General features: G+C 56.4%; 20 protein-coding genes. 15 read left to right on the top strand and 5 right to left on the bottom strand.

All coding sequences use genetic code 11. The annotated features are described in order from the left end of the window. The first annotated feature begins 2 nt into the window (after nt 1–2). The 15 genes from flhF to ACP4CD_RS14665 all read left to right on the top strand — a co-directional run bounded on the left by flhF (nt 3) and on the right by ACP4CD_RS14665 (nt 11,869). A complete protein-coding gene (flhF, locus tag ACP4CD_RS14735; protein ID WP_064025072.1) occupies nt 3–1,427 on the top strand; it encodes a flagellar biosynthesis protein FlhF in 1,425 nt (474 codons plus the stop codon). Between the two features lie 31 nt (nt 1,428–1,458). Further along, complete coding sequence (locus ACP4CD_RS14730; protein ID WP_064025070.1) at nt 1,459–2,292, top strand: MinD/ParA family protein; 834 nt, start codon at nt 1,459–1,461, stop codon at nt 2,290–2,292. Further along, nucleotides 2,289–3,035 (top strand): RNA polymerase sigma factor FliA, encoded by a 747-nt coding sequence (locus ACP4CD_RS14725; RefSeq protein ID WP_071154984.1) that lies wholly within the window; start codon nt 2,289–2,291, stop codon nt 3,033–3,035. The genes ACP4CD_RS14730 and ACP4CD_RS14725 overlap by 4 nt, the downstream gene beginning before the upstream one ends. Nucleotides 3,036–3,135: 100 nt before the next feature. Then, nucleotides 3,136–3,510 carry a chemotaxis response regulator CheY gene (locus tag ACP4CD_RS14720; RefSeq protein WP_064025066.1) on the top strand — a complete coding sequence of 125 codons (375 nt, stop codon included), beginning with the start codon at nt 3,136–3,138 and terminating at the stop codon, nt 3,508–3,510. Nucleotides 3,511–3,528: 18 nt separating this feature from the next. Further along, nucleotides 3,529–4,257, top strand: coding sequence for a protein phosphatase CheZ (locus tag ACP4CD_RS14715; RefSeq protein ID WP_064025064.1), 729 nt, complete (start codon nt 3,529–3,531; stop codon nt 4,255–4,257). 9 nt (nt 4,258–4,266) lie between these two features. After that, nucleotides 4,267–6,501: a chemotaxis protein CheA gene (locus ACP4CD_RS14710; RefSeq protein WP_426991460.1), complete on the top strand. Its 2,235-nt coding sequence runs from the start codon at nt 4,267–4,269 to the stop codon at nt 6,499–6,501. Nucleotides 6,502–6,509: 8 nt separating this feature from the next. Then, on the top strand, nt 6,510–7,601 hold the full coding sequence (locus ACP4CD_RS14705) for a protein-glutamate methylesterase/protein-glutamine glutaminase (protein ID WP_071154982.1): 1,092 nt from the start codon (nt 6,510–6,512) through the stop codon (nt 7,599–7,601). Then, a complete protein-coding gene (locus ACP4CD_RS14700) occupies nt 7,601–7,822 on the top strand; it encodes a hypothetical protein (protein WP_426991458.1) in 222 nt (73 codons plus the stop codon). The genes ACP4CD_RS14705 and ACP4CD_RS14700 overlap by 1 nt, the downstream gene beginning before the upstream one ends. Next, complete coding sequence (locus ACP4CD_RS14695; RefSeq protein ID WP_426991456.1) at nt 7,777–8,346, top strand: flagellar motor protein; 570 nt, start codon at nt 7,777–7,779, stop codon at nt 8,344–8,346. The genes ACP4CD_RS14700 and ACP4CD_RS14695 overlap by 46 nt, the downstream gene beginning before the upstream one ends. 2 nt (nt 8,347–8,348) lie before the next feature. Continuing rightward, nucleotides 8,349–9,212, top strand: coding sequence for a flagellar motor protein MotD (gene motD, locus ACP4CD_RS14690; protein ID WP_064025055.1), 864 nt, complete (start codon nt 8,349–8,351; stop codon nt 9,210–9,212). 11 nt (nt 9,213–9,223) lie between these two features. Beyond that, entirely contained in the window at nt 9,224–10,027 is an 804-nt protein-coding gene (locus tag ACP4CD_RS14685) for a ParA family protein (protein ID WP_064025053.1), read from the top strand. After that, nucleotides 10,024–10,725, top strand: a complete 702-nt coding sequence (locus tag ACP4CD_RS14680) for a chemotaxis protein CheW (RefSeq protein WP_426991454.1) — start codon at nt 10,024–10,026, stop codon at nt 10,723–10,725. The genes ACP4CD_RS14685 and ACP4CD_RS14680 overlap by 4 nt, the downstream gene beginning before the upstream one ends. Nucleotides 10,726–10,744: 19 nt before the next feature. Continuing rightward, nucleotides 10,745–11,218: a chemotaxis protein CheW gene (locus tag ACP4CD_RS14675; protein ID WP_064025049.1), complete on the top strand. Its 474-nt coding sequence runs from the start codon at nt 10,745–10,747 to the stop codon at nt 11,216–11,218. 67 nt (nt 11,219–11,285) lie between these two features. Further along, nucleotides 11,286–11,447: a hypothetical protein gene (locus ACP4CD_RS14670; RefSeq protein ID WP_168033604.1), complete on the top strand. Its 162-nt coding sequence runs from the start codon at nt 11,286–11,288 to the stop codon at nt 11,445–11,447. Beyond that, on the top strand, nt 11,447–11,869 hold the full coding sequence (locus ACP4CD_RS14665; RefSeq protein ID WP_071154979.1) for a DUF2802 domain-containing protein: 423 nt from the start codon (nt 11,447–11,449) through the stop codon (nt 11,867–11,869). The genes ACP4CD_RS14670 and ACP4CD_RS14665 overlap by 1 nt, the downstream gene beginning before the upstream one ends. On the opposite strand, the gene ACP4CD_RS14660 is transcribed toward ACP4CD_RS14665, so the two are convergent. From ACP4CD_RS14660 to ACP4CD_RS14640, 5 genes are all read right to left on the bottom strand, one after another. Further along, nucleotides 11,831–12,148, bottom strand: a complete 318-nt coding sequence (locus tag ACP4CD_RS14660; RefSeq protein WP_426991452.1) for a galactosyltransferase-related protein — start codon at nt 12,146–12,148, stop codon at nt 11,831–11,833. The genes ACP4CD_RS14665 and ACP4CD_RS14660 overlap by 39 nt on opposite strands. After that, entirely contained in the window at nt 12,145–12,687 is a 543-nt protein-coding gene (locus tag ACP4CD_RS14655) for a glycosyltransferase (RefSeq protein ID WP_426991450.1), read from the bottom strand. Before ACP4CD_RS14655 ends, ACP4CD_RS14660 begins: the two co-directional genes overlap by 4 nt. A gap of 73 nt (nt 12,688–12,760) precedes the next feature. Next, nucleotides 12,761–13,426 carry a glycosyltransferase family 2 protein gene (locus ACP4CD_RS14650; RefSeq protein WP_426991448.1) on the bottom strand — a complete coding sequence of 222 codons (666 nt, stop codon included), beginning with the start codon at nt 13,424–13,426 and terminating at the stop codon, nt 12,761–12,763. Further along, the gene (locus ACP4CD_RS14645) at nt 13,419–14,621 is read right to left on the bottom strand and encodes an O-antigen ligase family protein (protein WP_426991447.1); all 1,203 of its coding nucleotides are present in this window, start codon (nt 14,619–14,621) and stop codon (nt 13,419–13,421) included. Before ACP4CD_RS14645 ends, ACP4CD_RS14650 begins: the two co-directional genes overlap by 8 nt. 4 nt (nt 14,622–14,625) lie before the next feature. Next, on the bottom strand, nt 14,626–15,348 hold the full coding sequence (locus ACP4CD_RS14640) for a glycosyltransferase family 25 protein (RefSeq protein WP_426991445.1): 723 nt from the start codon (nt 15,346–15,348) through the stop codon (nt 14,626–14,628). Nucleotides 15,349–15,352 lie beyond the last annotated feature (4 nt).

The following is a 15,352-nucleotide window of genomic DNA, read 5'->3' as shown; positions in this document are numbered from 1 at the left end:
CGATGAAAATTAAACGCTTTTTTGCGGCAGATATACGTCAGGCCATGCGTATGGTCAAAGAAGAGCTGGGAGCCGACGCGGTGATTATGTCGAACCGCTCAGTGGATGGTGGTGTCGAAATTGTGGCGGCCCGCGATTTTGATGAACAAGTCATTCATAAAAATCTGAAGCAGCGGGAACAAGAGAAACAGGCGGTCGCCGAACCCAAGAAGTTGGAGTTGCCGGATTTCGACGCTGAACAAAAGCCCGTCCACTTAGTCAGCAGCGCCAGAAAGCGCGGCGCCGAAAATTCGACACCAGTCAATCCGATCCGCCGCCATCTCGATCAATATATCGGCTACGCTGAAAAGCTGCAGGTTGCCAACGTTAATGCCCAAAAAATCGGCGAAAAACTGAAAGCCGCCGACAAACCAGCCGAGAAACCGGCTTGGGCGGGCGGTGACCCGAAAATCCGAACCGTCGCGGAAGCCAAGCCGGCCGCCCCCGCCAAACCAGCGGTCGCCGACCAGTTCATGGCCGAGATGCGGGGCGAGATGAAAGAGCTGAGGGCCATGCTGGATGCCAAATTGTCCGGTTTAGTCACGCAGTTGCCGCAATCGGCGGCGCCGGTTCGGCAAGCCTTGCAGGATCGGCTGATGGATAGCGGTTTTTCCCGGACGCTGGCCGGCAAGATCGCCAATCGATTGGGCAGTCACCAACAATTGGATACCGCCTTCGCTAAGTCGCGGGACATGTTGGCCGGCTTGCTGCCGATCGCCGACGACGATTTGCTGGAGCGCGGCGGTATCGCCGCCCTGGTCGGTTCCACCGGCGTCGGCAAGACCACGACGATCGCTAAACTGGCCGCCCAGTTTATTTTGAAACACGGTACCCGGCAGATCGCGCTGATTACCACCGACAACTTCCGAATCGGCGCCCACGAGCAGATCAACACCTATGGCCGTATTCTGGACGTGCCGGTGCGCGTCGCCAACGACGCCAACGAATTGCGGCGGCATATCGACAGTTTTTCAGACAAGCGTCTGATTTTGATCGATACCGCCGGCATGAGCCAGCGCGACATGCGCCTAGCCGAGCAACTGAAAACCCTCCAGCACGGCGATTTGCCGATACGCACGTATTTGGTGATGTCGGCGACAACCCAATACAAATCGATGTTGGAAATTATCGAGGCGTTCCGGATACTGGAACCGCAAGCGACTATACTTACCAAATTGGATGAGGCGGTCAGTAAGGCGACGGCGTTGTCGGCGATAATCGAGCGACGCATGCCGTTATCGTTCGTCACCGACGGTCAGCAAGTGCCGGAAGATATATTTCTGCCCGATGCCGGCGCTTTGATCCGGCAATGTCTGGCCGACGCCGAAGAGGCGCCGGCGTACGAGGGCGAGAACCAAGACGATTGGATGGCGGAAAGCCATGCATAAGCCACTCGATCAGGCAGCCGGAATTAGACAAATGAGACAGATGAAACCAGTACGAGTAATCGCCGTGACTAGCGGCAAGGGTGGCGTCGGCAAAACCAACTTGTCCGTCAACATTGGTGTGGCCCTGGCCAAAATGGGACGGCGGGTGGCCATACTCGACGCCGACATGGGCTTGGCGAACGTCGATATTTTGTTGGGGATGTTTCCCGAATACAACCTGTCGCATGTTCTAAACGGCGAAAAGACGTTGCGGGAAATCATGATGACCGGACCCGCCGGCCTGAAGATTATCCCGGCGTCGTCGGGCATCCAGCGCATGTCCGATCTGTCGAATGTCGAACAGGCTGGCGTGATTAGGGCTTTTAGCGACATCGACAAGGATCTCGATGTGCTGATCGTCGATACGGCGGCCGGTATTTCGTCGAGCGTGGTCAATTTCGCTCGTGCCTGCCAGGAAGTGATCGTAGTGGTCTGCGACGAACCGACTTCGTTGGCCGATGCGTATGCCTATATCAAGTTGTTGAACCGTGACTACGGCTTGAACAGTTTTCATATCGTCACGAATATGGTGCAGTCCGCCGAACACGGGCAGGCCCTATTTACCAAACTGAGCAAGGTTACCGATCGCTATCTGGACGTGGCGCTACAATTTGTCGGCGCGGTTCCGCAAGACGAATATCTGCGGAAATCGGTACAGAAACAGCAGCCAGTCGTCGAAGCCTTTCCGCAGAGCAAGGCGGCCTTGGCGATTAAAAATCTAGCGAGAAAAATCGACAGTTGGCCGATCAAGCCGAAGGCTGGCGGCTATTTGGAGTTCTTTGTCGAGCGGATGATTCAATATAGTGCCAAAGAGGATGTTGCATGAGTGGAGCGGCAATGTACGCTGCCGTGCAGGCCGGAAATCTGGATAACTTGGTTATCCAGCACGCGCCGCTCGTCAAACGCATTGCCTACCATTTAATGGGTCGTTTGCCAGACACTGTACAAATCGATGACATGATTCAGTCCGGCATGCTCGGACTGTTGGAAGCGCTAAAGCATTACGACGCTGCTCAGGGTGCCAGTTTCGAAACCTACGCCGGCATCCGAATCCGCGGGGCGATGCTTGACGAATTACGCCGCTCCGATTGGACGCCGCGCTCGGTCCATAAAAAAGCCAGGGCGGCGGCCGAAGCGATTCGCGATGTGGAGAGCCGCCTGGGTCGAGATGCCAAGGATAGCGAAGTCGCCCGGCAGATGGGCATCAGCCTGGAGGAATACGGACGGATTTTGCAGGACGCGATGTCTTGCAAAACCTTTAGCGTCGAAGAATTGGTGCAGGGCGAAGACGGCGTCATAGATGCGGTACACGATGGATTTCAGCCGGAAGAAGCGTTAATCCGGCAAAGTTTTCAACAAGCGCTGGCCAAGGCGATTGCCGAGTTGCCGGAGCGTGAACGGTTGGTTATATCGTTGTATTACGACGACGAACTGAATTTGCGCGAGATTGGCAAGGTATTGGATGTCAGCGAATCCCGGGTCAGTCAAATATGCAGTCAAGCCCTGCTGCGGCTCAGGGCTAGGCTTGCAGATTGGCTGGAAGGAACAGATAATGAAAAGTCGGGTTAATTTGTGGTTATTGCCGAACGTTGGTTCGGTTTTTTCAGCGAATCGCCTCTTTCTCAAATGAATTAAGTAGTCAGGGTGGAGATTTTCCTTGGATAAGAATATGCGCATTCTGGTTGTCGACGACTTTTCGACAATGCGGAGAATTGTAAAAAACCTTTTGAAAGATCTGGGGTTTACGAACACTGTGGAAGCCGACGATGGCCGAACGGCGTTGCCGATACTCGAGAAGGGCGGTATCGATTTTCTGATTACCGACTGGAATATGCCGGGGATGACCGGTATCGATCTGCTAAGAGCGGTGCGAGCCCACCCGAGCCTGGCCAATCTACCGGTGCTGATGGTGACGGCGGAAGCCAAGCGGGAGCAGATTATCACCGCGGCCCAAGCCGGTGTGAACGGTTATGTGATCAAACCGTTTACTGCGGCAACGTTGAAAGAAAAAATCGAAAAGATTTTCGAGCGTATCGAAGGCTAATTGTCCGGAACGAGGCCCATGAATAGTGATTTGCTGAATTTGACCCGGAATTTGGTCGCGGCGCTGGAAAAGCAGGATGAAAACGAGGCGGATCGCCTGTTGGATCAAGTCGCCGGGCTCCGGGAGACGCAATTGTTCAAGGAAGTCGGTCGTTTGACTCGGCAGCTTCACGACACCATGGTCAGCTTTTCCGTCGACTCGAAAATTACCGAATTGACTGCCCACGACATTCCGGATGCCAAGGAGCGCTTGCATTATGTGATCGCGATGACCGAGCAGGCCGCCGACCAGACCTTGACCGCCGTCGAAGAATTGCTGCCGGTTTCCGATGAGTTGAGCGATAGGGCCAAACAATTGGCGCAACAGTGGAACCGGTTTTTAGATAGGGAAATGCCTTTCGAAGAGTTCAAGGCCATGAGCGTGGAACTCAGCCAGTATTTCAATCAAACCCAAGGTTCGTTTGAGCGGATTCAACAAGGTTTGAACGATATTCTGATGGCTCAAGGCTTTCAGGACATCACGGGCCAAATCATTCGTCGCGTCATCGACTTGGTTCAGGAATTGGAAACCAGCATGGTCAATTTGATCAGTATTTCCAGCTCGCGGGTCGTGCCGCATGCCGCTCGCGCCGAGTCGGCATCGCACGAATTGCCGGGGCCTGTAGTGCCGGGCGTGGACGACAAGGCTGGCGATGTCGCCACCAGTCAAGTGGATGTCGATGATTTGCTCTCCAGCTTGGGTTTCTGAGGAAAGACTATGGCGATCGATTTGGACGACGAAATTTTGCAGGATTTCTTGGTCGAAGCCGGAGAAATTCTGGAGTCACTTGGCGAACAATTGGTTGAACTAGAGCAATCGCCCAGTGATTTCGAACTGCTAAACGCGATTTTTCGCGGCTTTCATACCATCAAGGGTGGCGCCGGTTTTCTGTCGATTTCCGCACTGGTCGATATTTGTCACAGTGCCGAGGATGTATTCAATGTCTTGAGGCAGGGCGATCGCCAAGTTACTCCGGATTTGATGGATGCAATTCTGCAAGTCATCGACATCGTCAATGAGATGTTCAATATTGTGCGTACCGGCAACATGCCGAAAGCCGCCGATCAGGGGTTATTGCAGCGTTTGCACGGTTTCGCGACAGCTTCTTCCTCTGAAGATACGCTCCCGGAGCCGGAGCCGGAGCCGGAGCCGGAGCCGGAGCCGGAGCCGGAGCCGGAGTCTGATGCTGAGCAGGAGTCCGACCATTTGGAAGTCGTCGACCCACAGGGTTTGACGCCGCAGGAATTGGTTGCGCAAGAATTCGAGGCGATGCTGGATCCAGAGGAAATGGACGAATCCGAGACCGGAACCAACGACTTAATTACCGAACAAGAGTTCGAAGAACTGCTCGACGCATTGCACGGGAAGGGCGGTTCACCGACGGTGCCCGCATCCGCCAAGCCGGTTGCCGACGACGAAATCACCGAAGACGAGTTCGAAAATTTACTTGATGAGTTGCACGGCAAAGGCAAGTTTTCTGCCGCTCCCGTTGAGAACCCAAGCCCGGCCACCGATTCCGGAGACATCACCGACGAAGAATTCGAGCAGGTCTTGGACTCATTGCACGGAAAAGGTAGGTTCGATGCCGCGAATTTACCGTTAGGCGACATCGAGCCTATGGTTATCGATACGGAACCGGTCGTGGAAGCCCCCAAACCGGAAACGGCAAAACCGGTCGTGCCCCGAGCCGAGGTCAGCAAACCCCTTTCGGACAACGAGCGGACCCCGGCCGCCAAGGTAGTCGGTGTTGAAAACGGCAATGCCAAGGCGACTCCTCAAGCCGATACCACGGTTAGGGTAGACACCCAGATCCTCGACGATATTATGAATATGGTGGGCGAGTTGGTCTTGGTCCGTAACCGGTTTCAGACCTTGAAGGCCACGGCTGAAGCCAACGAACAGCTTTCCAAGGCAATTTCCAATCTGGATGTCGTGACCGCCGATCTGCAACTTGCGGTGATGAAGACCCGAATGCAACCGATTAAAAAAGTGTTCGGTCGCTTTCCTCGGGTGGTACGCGATTTGGCCAGAAATTTGAAAAAGGAAATTCGCTTGGACTTGGTCGGCGAAGACACCGATCTGGATAAAAACTTGGTGGAGGCTTTGGCCGATCCGTTGGTGCATTTAGTTAGAAACGCCGTCGACCATGGCATAGAGTCACCCAGCGAGCGCGAAGCGCAAGGCAAGCCCAGAGAGGGCGTGGTCGTATTGAAAGCGTCGCAGGAGGGCGACCACATCCAACTGTCGATCACCGATGACGGTAAGGGCATGAATGCCAACGTGCTGCGAGCGAAAGCGGTCGAAAAAGGTCTGATGGATGAAGAAAGCGCGGCCAGGCTGGACGACAAGGAGTGCTACAACCTGATCTTCGTGCCCGGTTTTTCGACGAAAAGCGAAATTTCCGATGTGTCCGGTCGCGGTGTCGGCATGGACGTTGTCAAAACCCGGATCGCCCAAATGAACGGTATCGTCGAGATCGATTCGGTCGAGGGGCGCGGCAGTACCATTATTATTAAAGTTCCGCTGACGCTGGCGATCATGCCGACTCTCATGGTCAAACTGGGCGGGCAGGCCTTTGCATTACCGTTGGCCAGCGTGTTGGAAATCCTCGATCTGGATTTGAGCAAAACCAACAAAGTGGACGGGCAGTTGGTCGTCATGGTTCGTAATAAGGCCTTGCCCTTGTTTTATCTTAGCGAATGGTTGGTGCAGACGCCTTATTATCGGACGTCGGAGGCGCAGGGTACCAGTCACGTCGTCGTGGTGAACGCCGGCGGTCGTCAGGTCGGTTTCGTCGTCGACCAGCTGGTCGGCCAGGAAGAGGTGGTTATCAAGGCATTAGGTGCAAAGTTGCACGGCTTGGATGGCTTATCGGGAGCTACGATCACCGGGGACGGAAAAATCGCGTTGATACTTGACGTGCCGGGTCTGGTGAAAAAATACGCGATCTGACGACTGCCATGACCATACGGGTTTTGGTGGTGGACGACTCCGACTTTATCTGCAAACGTATCCGGGACATTTTAGAGGAAGAGCCCGACTTTAAAGTGGTTGGGATTGCCGCTAACGGCAAGGAAGCGGTTCGGATGGCGGCCCTGTTAATGCCTGATGTGATCACGATGGATGTCGACATGCCGGTCATGGACGGTATCACCGCCGTCAGGCAAATCATGGCGACCCGGCCTTGTCCGATTCTGATGTTTTCGGCAATGACGCAGGTCGGCGCGAAGGCGACGCTGGATGCGCTGGAAGCCGGGGCCCTGGATTTTCTGCCGAAGCAGCTCGAAGATATCGACGCCAATCGCAAGCTTGCCTGTCAAACCTTGCGCTTGCGTCTGCGGCTATTGGCCGCGCAAGCGCGGCGAATGCCCGCCAAACCCGTCGCCGGCCCCAGTTACAGTCCTCTGGCCGCACCCCGTCCGGCCGATGTCGAGCGCCACCCGGCGGCGGTGCTCCGCGCTGAACATGGTGGCGAATCGATCGAGCGTATCGATTTGCTGGTGATCGCGGCTTCCACCGGCGGCCCGATGGCTATCCAGGACATTTTGACGCACTTGCCGCAAGCTTGCCGTTTTCCGATTGTGTTGATTCAGCATATGCCGGCGCATTTCACCAAGAGTTACGCCGATCGCTTGAATCAACTATGCGGTGTCGGGGTCAGGGAGGCCCAGGACCACGACGAACTGCAAAACGGCGTGGCTTTATTGGCGCCGGGGGGCGTACAGACCGAGTTCGTTCGCACCGCCGGCAAATTGACGGTGGCGTTGCGAAATAAAACGCCCGGTGAACTCTACGCGCCGGGGGTGGATATCGCCTTCGCCTCGTTGGCGGCTGAATTCAAAGGGCGTATGTTGGCGGTCGTATTGACCGGCATGGGGTCGGACGGGCGCGAAGGTGCCAAGCAACTCAAACGAGCGGGCGCCGCGATTTGGGCTCAGGATGAACGCAGTTGCGTGGTTTACGGCATGCCCAGAGCGATCGCCGAAGCCGGTTTGGCCGACAAAATTTATTCGTTGAGCGAAATCGCCAATCAATTCAAAAGACTGCATTAATGGATATTCTCAGCATTTTCGGAGTTCTGATAGGGTTTGCCGCGATCATCGGTGGCAACCTGATGGGTGGCGGCGAAATCGGATCGCTGGTCAACGTCCATGCCTTCGTGATTGTGGTTGGTGGTACGCTGGGAGCGACTCTGTTGCAGTTTCCCCCAAGGTTTTTCTACGTAGCGTGCGCATCTTCGTTTGGATATTCGTGCCGCAGAACTTACAGCTGAAAAAACAAATCGACAAAATCGTGCGCTGGAGTACCTTGGCTCGAAAAGAGGGTTTGCTGGGTTTGGAGTCGGTGATAGAGTCCGAGAAGGACGGGTTCGCCAAGAAGGGTTTGCAACTGTTGGTGGATGGCAACGAGCCGGAAGTGATCCGCGATTGTCTGGATGTGGAATTAACCACTAAGGAACATCTGGACATGCAAGCCGCCAGGGTGTTCGAAGCGATGGGCGGTTACGCGCCGACGATAGGCATTATCGGCGCGGTGATCGGCTTGATCCATGTCATGCAGAATCTGGCCAAGCCCGAGCTGTTGGGCAGTGGTATCGCCACCGCCTTCGTGGCCACGATTTACGGCGTCGGCTTGGCGAACTTGTTGTTCATTCCGATTGCCAATAAGCTGAAAGCGTTGGTGTTCGAAGTCACTCAGGCCAGGGAAATGGTCATCGAAGGGATTTCGTCGATAGCCGAGGGCGAAAACCCGCGCAACATCGAGTTGAAACTCTCCGGTTTTTTGCTGGATAAATAACGATGGTACGCCGCCGCCGCAAACCGCCGCATCAGTCCGATAACCACGATCGCTGGATGGTGTCTTACGCCGATTTCGTCACGTTGCTGTTCGCGTTTTTCGTCGTGATGTACTCGATTTCGTCGGTCAACAAAGGCAAATACGAAACCTTTTCCGAATCTCTGGATCAGGCGCTGTTCCACAACGAGAAAGTCCAGCGCGACGCCGAGCCGATTCAAATCGGAGCCATTCCGACCACGGTTCAACCGATCGAGTTGCCCAACCTCGTCACGGCCGAGGAGCGTGAGCTGAGCGAGGAGATTATGCAGGAAAAGCGCCGTCTGGACGAAGTCTCCCAAGAATTTCAACGCGCGCTGCAACCCTTTGTCGAAAGCCAATTAGTCGGTATTAAAAAGCACGATTTTTGGGTTGAGCTGGAAATGAACAGCGAGTTGCTGTTTGCCAGCGGCAAGGCCGAATTGTCGGCGAAGGCGATCCCGGTGCTGCAAAAGGTCGCCGAGGCGATACGCGACGTGCCCAATGTCATCAATGTCGAGGGTTATACCGATAACGTGCCGATTTCGACCGGTTACTTTCCGTCCAACTGGGACCTGTCGTCGGCCAGGGCCACCAGCGTCGTCAAGGAATTGGTCAAGAACAACATACCGTCGACCCGTTTATCGGCGGTCGGCTATGGAGAATTTCACCCGATTGCCGATAACAATCACGAGGAAGGCCGCTTCAAAAATCGCCGCGTCGTATTGGTGTTGATGTCCCAGGCATTTGCCCGCTACGGTATGAGTGACGACGAACGCGCCAAGGCCTTGAATTTGGCGCCGCAGCCACCGGCGCCTCCCGAAGCGCCGGTCGCTCAACCGGCTCCATAAGCGGCGAATGTATGAAAATCTGGTCAGTATCCAATCAAAAAGGCGGGGTCGGTAAAACCACCACGGTCGTCACGTTGGGTGGATTGCTCAGCACTTGGGGCTTTCGCACGCTGTTAGTCGATCTGGATCCGCACGGCTCGTTGACCAGCTATTTCGGCATGAATCCCGAGGAAGTCGAACACGGCGTTTACAACCTGTTTCGGGATGCCAGCGAGAAAAAGAAGAATATCGATCCGGAGCTGTATGTCGCCCGCACCGATTTCGACGGAATCTCGGTGATGCCGGCTTCCACCGCGATTGCCACGCTGGATCGGCAGGTCGCGGCGATCGGCGGCATGGGCTTGGTGATTTCCACCGCGTTGCACAAACTTTCCGACCGTTACGATTACGTGATTATCGACAGCCCGCCAATGCTGGGTGTGTTGATGATCAACGCAATGGCGGCCTGCGAGCAACTGATCGTGCCGGTGTTGGCCGAGTTTTTGGCCCTGAAGGGGCTGGACCGTATGGTGCATACCATTCAAATGGTGTTTCATTCGCGCAAGACGCCGCCGCGTTTTACCATCGTGCCGACGATGTTCGACAAACGCACCAAGGCCGCCCGCGACGCGTTGGCGGCGCTGTATCGGCAATATCCCGACAACGTCTGGCCATCGGTGATTCCGGTCGATACTAAAGTCCGCGAAGCCAGCCGAGTCGGCGCTCCGCTGCCTTTGTTCGACAAAACCGCGCGGGCGGCCGAAGCCTACACCGAATTATTGGAATTGTTATTGCTTGAAAAAAGCGGCGACAACTCTTCGACACCGCATTCATGAAACAAGCAAAACCGCCTCCGCGCATCGTCCAGCAGCAACTTGCGCTGGACGCCTATCTGCAAACCTTATTGGAAGTCGTTCCGGAGGCGGACGAGGCCGATCTGGCTACCGTCGCGCCAGCAGAACAGCGGTCGGCGCAGACACTGGCGCCCGCTGTGGCGGTCCACGCCGAGAAAGCGCTGATCCGCTTGCCGGAGCCCGCGCTTGTCGCGCTAGAAAATCCGGCTAAACTTCAGGCATTGACGGTAATGCCCGATTGGGCACTGACCGAATTCCAGGCTTTGTTTTTCAAGGTCGATCAATTGATATTGGCAGCGCCGCTGGTCGATTTGGCCAGAACCATCCGCCTTGAACGCAAACCCGGTAAAATTCCGGGCCAGCCCTCCTGGTTTCTGGGATTGCTCGACGATCAGGATAGCCGGATCGGCGTGCTCGACACCGGGCAATTGGTGTTCGGCAAGACGCGTGGTCAGCAACGCAATTTGGAGGAACGGCCGTTCAAGTGCGTGTTGGTGACTCAAGATAAAAAATGGGGTCTGGCTTGCGACGAAATTTTGTCGATAGGCAAACTGAAACCGGAAAAAGTTCGGTGGCGAACGGTCAGGCGCAAGCGCCCTTGGCTGATAGGCACCGTGATCGAAGAATTGACCGCGATCGTCGACGTCAAACAATTGGTGCCGCACCGCAAACCTCAGTAATCAATCCGGATGGAACAACATGAGCGAAGATAGAAAACAAAGCGATCCGATCATGCAATGGGTGACTTTTTGCCTGGGCGACGAAAAATACGGCATCAACGTGATGCAGGTTCAGGAAGTGCTGCGGGTAACCGAAATTGCTCCGGTGCCCGGCGCGCCGTCCTACGTGTTGGGTATCATCAATTTGCGCGGAAATGTCGTCACGGTTATCGACACCCGAAACCGGTTCGGTCTGCCGTCCAAGGAAACCGACGACGCCTCGCGGGTCGTCATCATCGAAACCGACCGACACATCATCGGTATCTTGGTGGATAGCGTTGCCGAAGTCGTCGAGATGCGGGCCTCCGAAATCGAGACCGCGCCCAATGTCGGTAACGAAGAGAGTTCCAAATACATCCAGGGCGTCACCAGCCGCGACAACCAGTTGTTGATCTTGGTCGATTTGAACAAATTCCTCAGCGACGACGAAAAAGCCGAATTGGACATGTTCTAGTTCGCCTAGTCGGTAAGGACCGGCGGCGATCGTTACCGAATCGCATTGCAGCCTCGGGAGGCTGGCCATGACTGAAATCACTCCGATTAGTCCCAACCCGCCGGTCATTGTCGTTCCTCGGGTCGAGCGCGACGAGCGCCAGCGTCGCGAGCAACGGCAACAACCGCCGACCAAGCCCAAATTGCCGCCAAACCGACAACCGGCCGAACACATAGACGAAAGAGTGTGATGAGCGAATATCTGCTTTGGGCTTTGACCGTAGCGGTCGTCGCGATGTTGTTGCTGATGCTCCGTTTGTTGCACGACCACCGCAAGCTCAGGCAAGCCTATGGTTTGCTGGAGGCGCAGATTCAGCGTAACCACGACGATTTGGCCGGATTGTGTTCGGCGGCGGTTGCGGTAGACCGGCGCTTGGCGAATGCCGACGCCAGACTGAATAGTATCGCCGAACGGGTTGCCGAGCGGCCGCGAGCCGCCCTGGACACGCCGGCGGTGGCCGAAGCCGTTGAGCGTCCCGCCCAAGGTTACGAAGATGTGATAGCGAAAATTCGCCGGGGTGTCGGCGTCGAGGATTTGGTGCGCGATTGCGGCTTGACGCGCGACGAAGCGGTGCTATTGACCCGCTTGCACGGCGGCCGGAGTCGTTTGTAATTCAAAGGTGTCGCCTACGCCGCGTTCGGCTCGAATCACAGCGGGGTCGGCGACTCGCGCCAACAGTCGTTGGTAGTTTTGGTCGTGGCGGCTCCGGTCGTTTTGGCGATGCCATAAATGCAGCACCGGTGCCGCGAAGCGGCCTTCCTTGCGGCGAATGCCGCAGTGCAGCAAACGGATCACCAAGTCCGAATCCTCGTACCCCCAGCCTTCGTAGATTTCATCGAAGCCGTTCACCCTGAAAAAGTCATCTTTCCAGACCGCCAAATTGCAGGTCATCGCGTTTTGCCAATGTTCGGCGCGCGCGTAGCGCAAGCGGTCAATGGCAAATACAGCAAGGGCAGCCAGCGGTTGATCCGGCCGCACAGGCGTTGCACCAAGAAATACGCCTTGCTTCGACTGTGTAACGGCAAGCCTTGCCTTAACACCTGCTGGGTATAAGCCTGACTCAGCAGGCAGCGGTTGCCCGGCACGAAATAGCCGGTTTCGGCGAGTTGGCGGTGGCGGGCGACAAAGTCGGGCAAAGTCACGCAGTCGCCGTCGACGAACAGCAGATAATCGCCCCGGCTGACCGCAACGGCCCGGTTGCGTATCGTTCCGGCCCGGAAGCCGCGATCTTCGTGCCACACATGGCGGATCGGCCGGCTCGCAACGGCTTGCCATGCGGCAATCCGAGCGGCGGTTTCCGGTTGCGAGCCATCGTCGGCGACCAAGATTTCGAATTGACTGTCCGATTGCGCCAGTAAACCGGCCAAGCAGGCATCCAGTGCCTCGGGCCAGTTGTAGGTGGCGACGATGACCGAAATCAGACCGTTCATCGATGTAAGCGGTGCAGTTCCCGCAATTTCAGATATTTGTAATACGCGCCCTCGGCATTGGAAATCGCCAGCATCAAGCCTTGCGGGCCGTCGAGAAAGCCGGCCTTGAGCACGTAGCCGCGGAAAAAGTCCACAGCCCCTTGGCGATGGCCTTGCCAAGGCTGGCGCGCGCGCCGGCTTTGAACAGTTTCTCGGCACCCAGCGTCGAATAACTGTTGATTTTGTGCAGTACCTCTTCCGGATCGACGAAAGCCTCGTGTAACAACGGTTGGTTCAAACGGCCGATCGGGCCTTGCACTTCGACTCGTTCGTGAACTACCTCGTTGCTGAATCGGCCCGCGTCGCGCCGGAACAATCGCAAGACATAATCCGGCCACCAGCCGCTATGTTTAATCGGCCGGCCGCAGTAGCTGGACAGCCGGGGAATTTCGAAGCCTCGGATAGCATTTTGCCGGATGGCCTGTTGAATTTCCTCGGCCAAGGCCGGGCCGACTTCTTCGTCGGCGTCTAGCGATAACACCCAGTCGTGAGAGGCTTTATCCAAGGCCCGTTGCTTTTGCGGGCCGAAGCCGGGCCAGTCGGTCACGAACACTTGGTCGGTAAACTGGCGGGCTATCGCGACAGTGTCGTCGTTACTGCCCGAGTCGAGAACGACAATCTCGTCTGCCCAGGCCACCGAGGCCAGGCAGCGGCCGATATGGCCGGCTTCGTTCTTGGTGATGACGATGACGCTAAGCATCGTCAGGCTCGGCCGGTCGGCTCAGCAACGCGCCGAGAAAGAATGCCAACAGATAGCCTTCGGCGAAGGTCTTAAAATGCGAATTGAACAGGCTGGAAGCACTGATAGCCACCAAAAAACTCGCGGCGATCGCGCCGTAAGGTCTGTGCGCCAAACCTTCCCGCAAGCCGACGCCAATATAGGCTAAAAACAGCAGTACGCCGAAAAGGCCATTTTCGACCCAGATGAACAGATATTGATTGTGTGGGTCGCCGGTACCCATTGCGTGCCAACCCTGACCATTAAGTTTCGCCACTTGCTCGTAAGCCGGTTTGAAACCCGAGGTGCCATAGCCCAGCCAGGGATGCTCGCGGATCAATTGCCAGGTATTTCGGTAAAACACCACTCGCAGACCGATCGAGGTCTCGCTGGCGCTGGTTTGATAATGGGCTTGTTCGTCCAGCGTGACCTGTATCCGCTGTTGCACGGTGTCGGAGGTCGCGACGAACAGCGCAACCGCGACCGCCGCCGCGCCGATGAAATACGGCAATTTCCGAAAACCGTAAAGTGAGCCGAAAGCAAACACCGCCGCGACAGGCAGCGCCAGATAACCGCTACGGGCGGTGCTGACGAAGAAAATATTGAACACGAACAGCGCGGCGGCGCTCCAGACCGCGATTTTCCAACGCGGCGACAGCGGTTCGTGCAATACAAATAACGTACCGAGCAGCGCGGCCGTGAACGCCATGCTTTGTGTCGAATGATTGGTCATGAAGATGCCGGCGCCGCGGCCGCTACGCACCACCCAATCGGTCGCCCATAGTGGAATAGCGACCATAGCGGCGACGGCCATAACGCCGACGAAATAATAGACGAAGCGTTGTTGCCAGCGCCGCGATTGAAACAGGCCCAGCAGCATAAAGGCGTAAGCTAGTTTCTTCCAACTCGACAGGGTTTGCAGTTTGGCCGACCAGTCCGTGTCGGCGTAAAAGGTGCCGACGACCAGCCAGGCGTAAAACGCGACAATCATTTTGCCCAGCGGATGCCGCCACGATTGCCGCAGCGTGGCGAAGGCCTTTCCGGAAGCCAGCCAAGCCGCCAGCATGGCCACGCAAGCGATGCTGGTCGCGGCGGTGGACATCGGTACCGCGACGACCGCGAAAATCGCCAGTCCGCGGCTGACGTTCAGCGCGGTGTCGGAATAAGCGTGAGTCATGGAGTTAACGCCACAGTTGATAAATATATTTGCGTTTGAGTTTTTCCCAGCGGAATAGCCAACCTTTCAGCCACGGCGGCGGATCGCTTTCCAACGCGCTTCGAAACAAGCCGTTCTTGCTGCCTTGCTCGACGACCGGGTCTTCCAGCCAGAGCATTTGGATGTCCAGCGCTTTGTCGATGGTCTCGAACTGGTTGTCGATAGGCTGGCCGATGCGGTGTGCGGCTATCCAATCCAAGCGGCGCCGAGCGGTGTCGCAGTCGATGATGTAGGAGTCGGCAAAGCGGCCGCGATGACCCGGATACAAGTACTGGCCGGGGCGGCGCTGACTTTTCGGCGTGAAGAAATTGCCGCCGGAGCCGATGTAAATCACTTTGTGGCCCGGAAATCGTTCGCTTTGTTGCAGGGCTCGCGTGATGCCCAGCCGGAAGTCGGGGCTGAACACGGCGTCGTCTTCCAATACCAACGCCTGACGGTTGCCGGCGGCGGCGATGCGGTGCAGGGCTTCGACGTGTTTTAGCGCGCAGGACTGTTGGCCAGGCGTCAGGCCATCCGTGCCGAAGGTTAGACTCAAAATCTCGGGGGTCAATTCCTCGATATCCCAGTCCGTGACGAATTCGGCGCTTAAGCCGAATTCGGCCAATTGGCGTTCCATGAATTGGCGGCGCCCGGTAAAGGCTTTGACATTCAGTACCAGGATGCGGTCGAGCGTCGGCGATTCGGTCATGCAA

It is taken from the genome of Methylomonas stagni (assembly GCF_050154735.1).
Taxonomy (GTDB): Bacteria; Pseudomonadota; Gammaproteobacteria; order Methylococcales; family Methylomonadaceae; genus Methylomonas; species Methylomonas koyamae_A.
This window is presented reverse-complemented; position numbering and strand designations above follow the sequence as displayed.

Coding starts and splice junctions, on each gene's coding strand:
- ACP4CD_RS14710 (WP_426991460.1), top strand. CDS start 4,267: ATGGCGATCGATTTGGACGACGAAATTTTGCAGGATTTCTTGGTCGAA.
- ACP4CD_RS14705 (WP_071154982.1), top strand. CDS start 6,510: ATGACCATACGGGTTTTGGTGGTGGACGACTCCGACTTTATCTGCAAA.
- ACP4CD_RS14650 (WP_426991448.1), bottom strand. CDS start 13,426: ATGCTTAGCGTCATCGTCATCACCAAGAACGAAGCCGGCCATATCGGC.
- ACP4CD_RS14670 (WP_168033604.1), top strand. CDS start 11,286: ATGACTGAAATCACTCCGATTAGTCCCAACCCGCCGGTCATTGTCGTT.
- ACP4CD_RS14680 (WP_426991454.1), top strand. CDS start 10,024: ATGAAACAAGCAAAACCGCCTCCGCGCATCGTCCAGCAGCAACTTGCG.
- ACP4CD_RS14640 (WP_426991445.1), bottom strand. CDS start 15,348: ATGACCGAATCGCCGACGCTCGACCGCATCCTGGTACTGAATGTCAAA.
- flhF (WP_064025072.1), top strand. CDS start 3: ATGAAAATTAAACGCTTTTTTGCGGCAGATATACGTCAGGCCATGCGT.
- ACP4CD_RS14675 (WP_064025049.1), top strand. CDS start 10,745: ATGAGCGAAGATAGAAAACAAAGCGATCCGATCATGCAATGGGTGACT.
- ACP4CD_RS14660 (WP_426991452.1), bottom strand. CDS start 12,148: ATGACCTGCAATTTGGCGGTCTGGAAAGATGACTTTTTCAGGGTGAAC.
- ACP4CD_RS14645 (WP_426991447.1), bottom strand. CDS start 14,621: ATGACTCACGCTTATTCCGACACCGCGCTGAACGTCAGCCGCGGACTG.
- ACP4CD_RS14685 (WP_064025053.1), top strand. CDS start 9,224: ATGAAAATCTGGTCAGTATCCAATCAAAAAGGCGGGGTCGGTAAAACC.
- ACP4CD_RS14655 (WP_426991450.1), bottom strand. CDS start 12,687: ATGAACGGTCTGATTTCGGTCATCGTCGCCACCTACAACTGGCCCGAG.
- ACP4CD_RS14700 (WP_426991458.1), top strand. CDS start 7,601: ATGGATATTCTCAGCATTTTCGGAGTTCTGATAGGGTTTGCCGCGATC.
- ACP4CD_RS14730 (WP_064025070.1), top strand. CDS start 1,459: ATGAGACAGATGAAACCAGTACGAGTAATCGCCGTGACTAGCGGCAAG.
- ACP4CD_RS14665 (WP_071154979.1), top strand. CDS start 11,447: ATGAGCGAATATCTGCTTTGGGCTTTGACCGTAGCGGTCGTCGCGATG.
- motD (WP_064025055.1), top strand. CDS start 8,349: ATGGTACGCCGCCGCCGCAAACCGCCGCATCAGTCCGATAACCACGAT.
- ACP4CD_RS14725 (WP_071154984.1), top strand. CDS start 2,289: ATGAGTGGAGCGGCAATGTACGCTGCCGTGCAGGCCGGAAATCTGGAT.
- ACP4CD_RS14720 (WP_064025066.1), top strand. CDS start 3,136: ATGCGCATTCTGGTTGTCGACGACTTTTCGACAATGCGGAGAATTGTA.
- ACP4CD_RS14715 (WP_064025064.1), top strand. CDS start 3,529: ATGAATAGTGATTTGCTGAATTTGACCCGGAATTTGGTCGCGGCGCTG.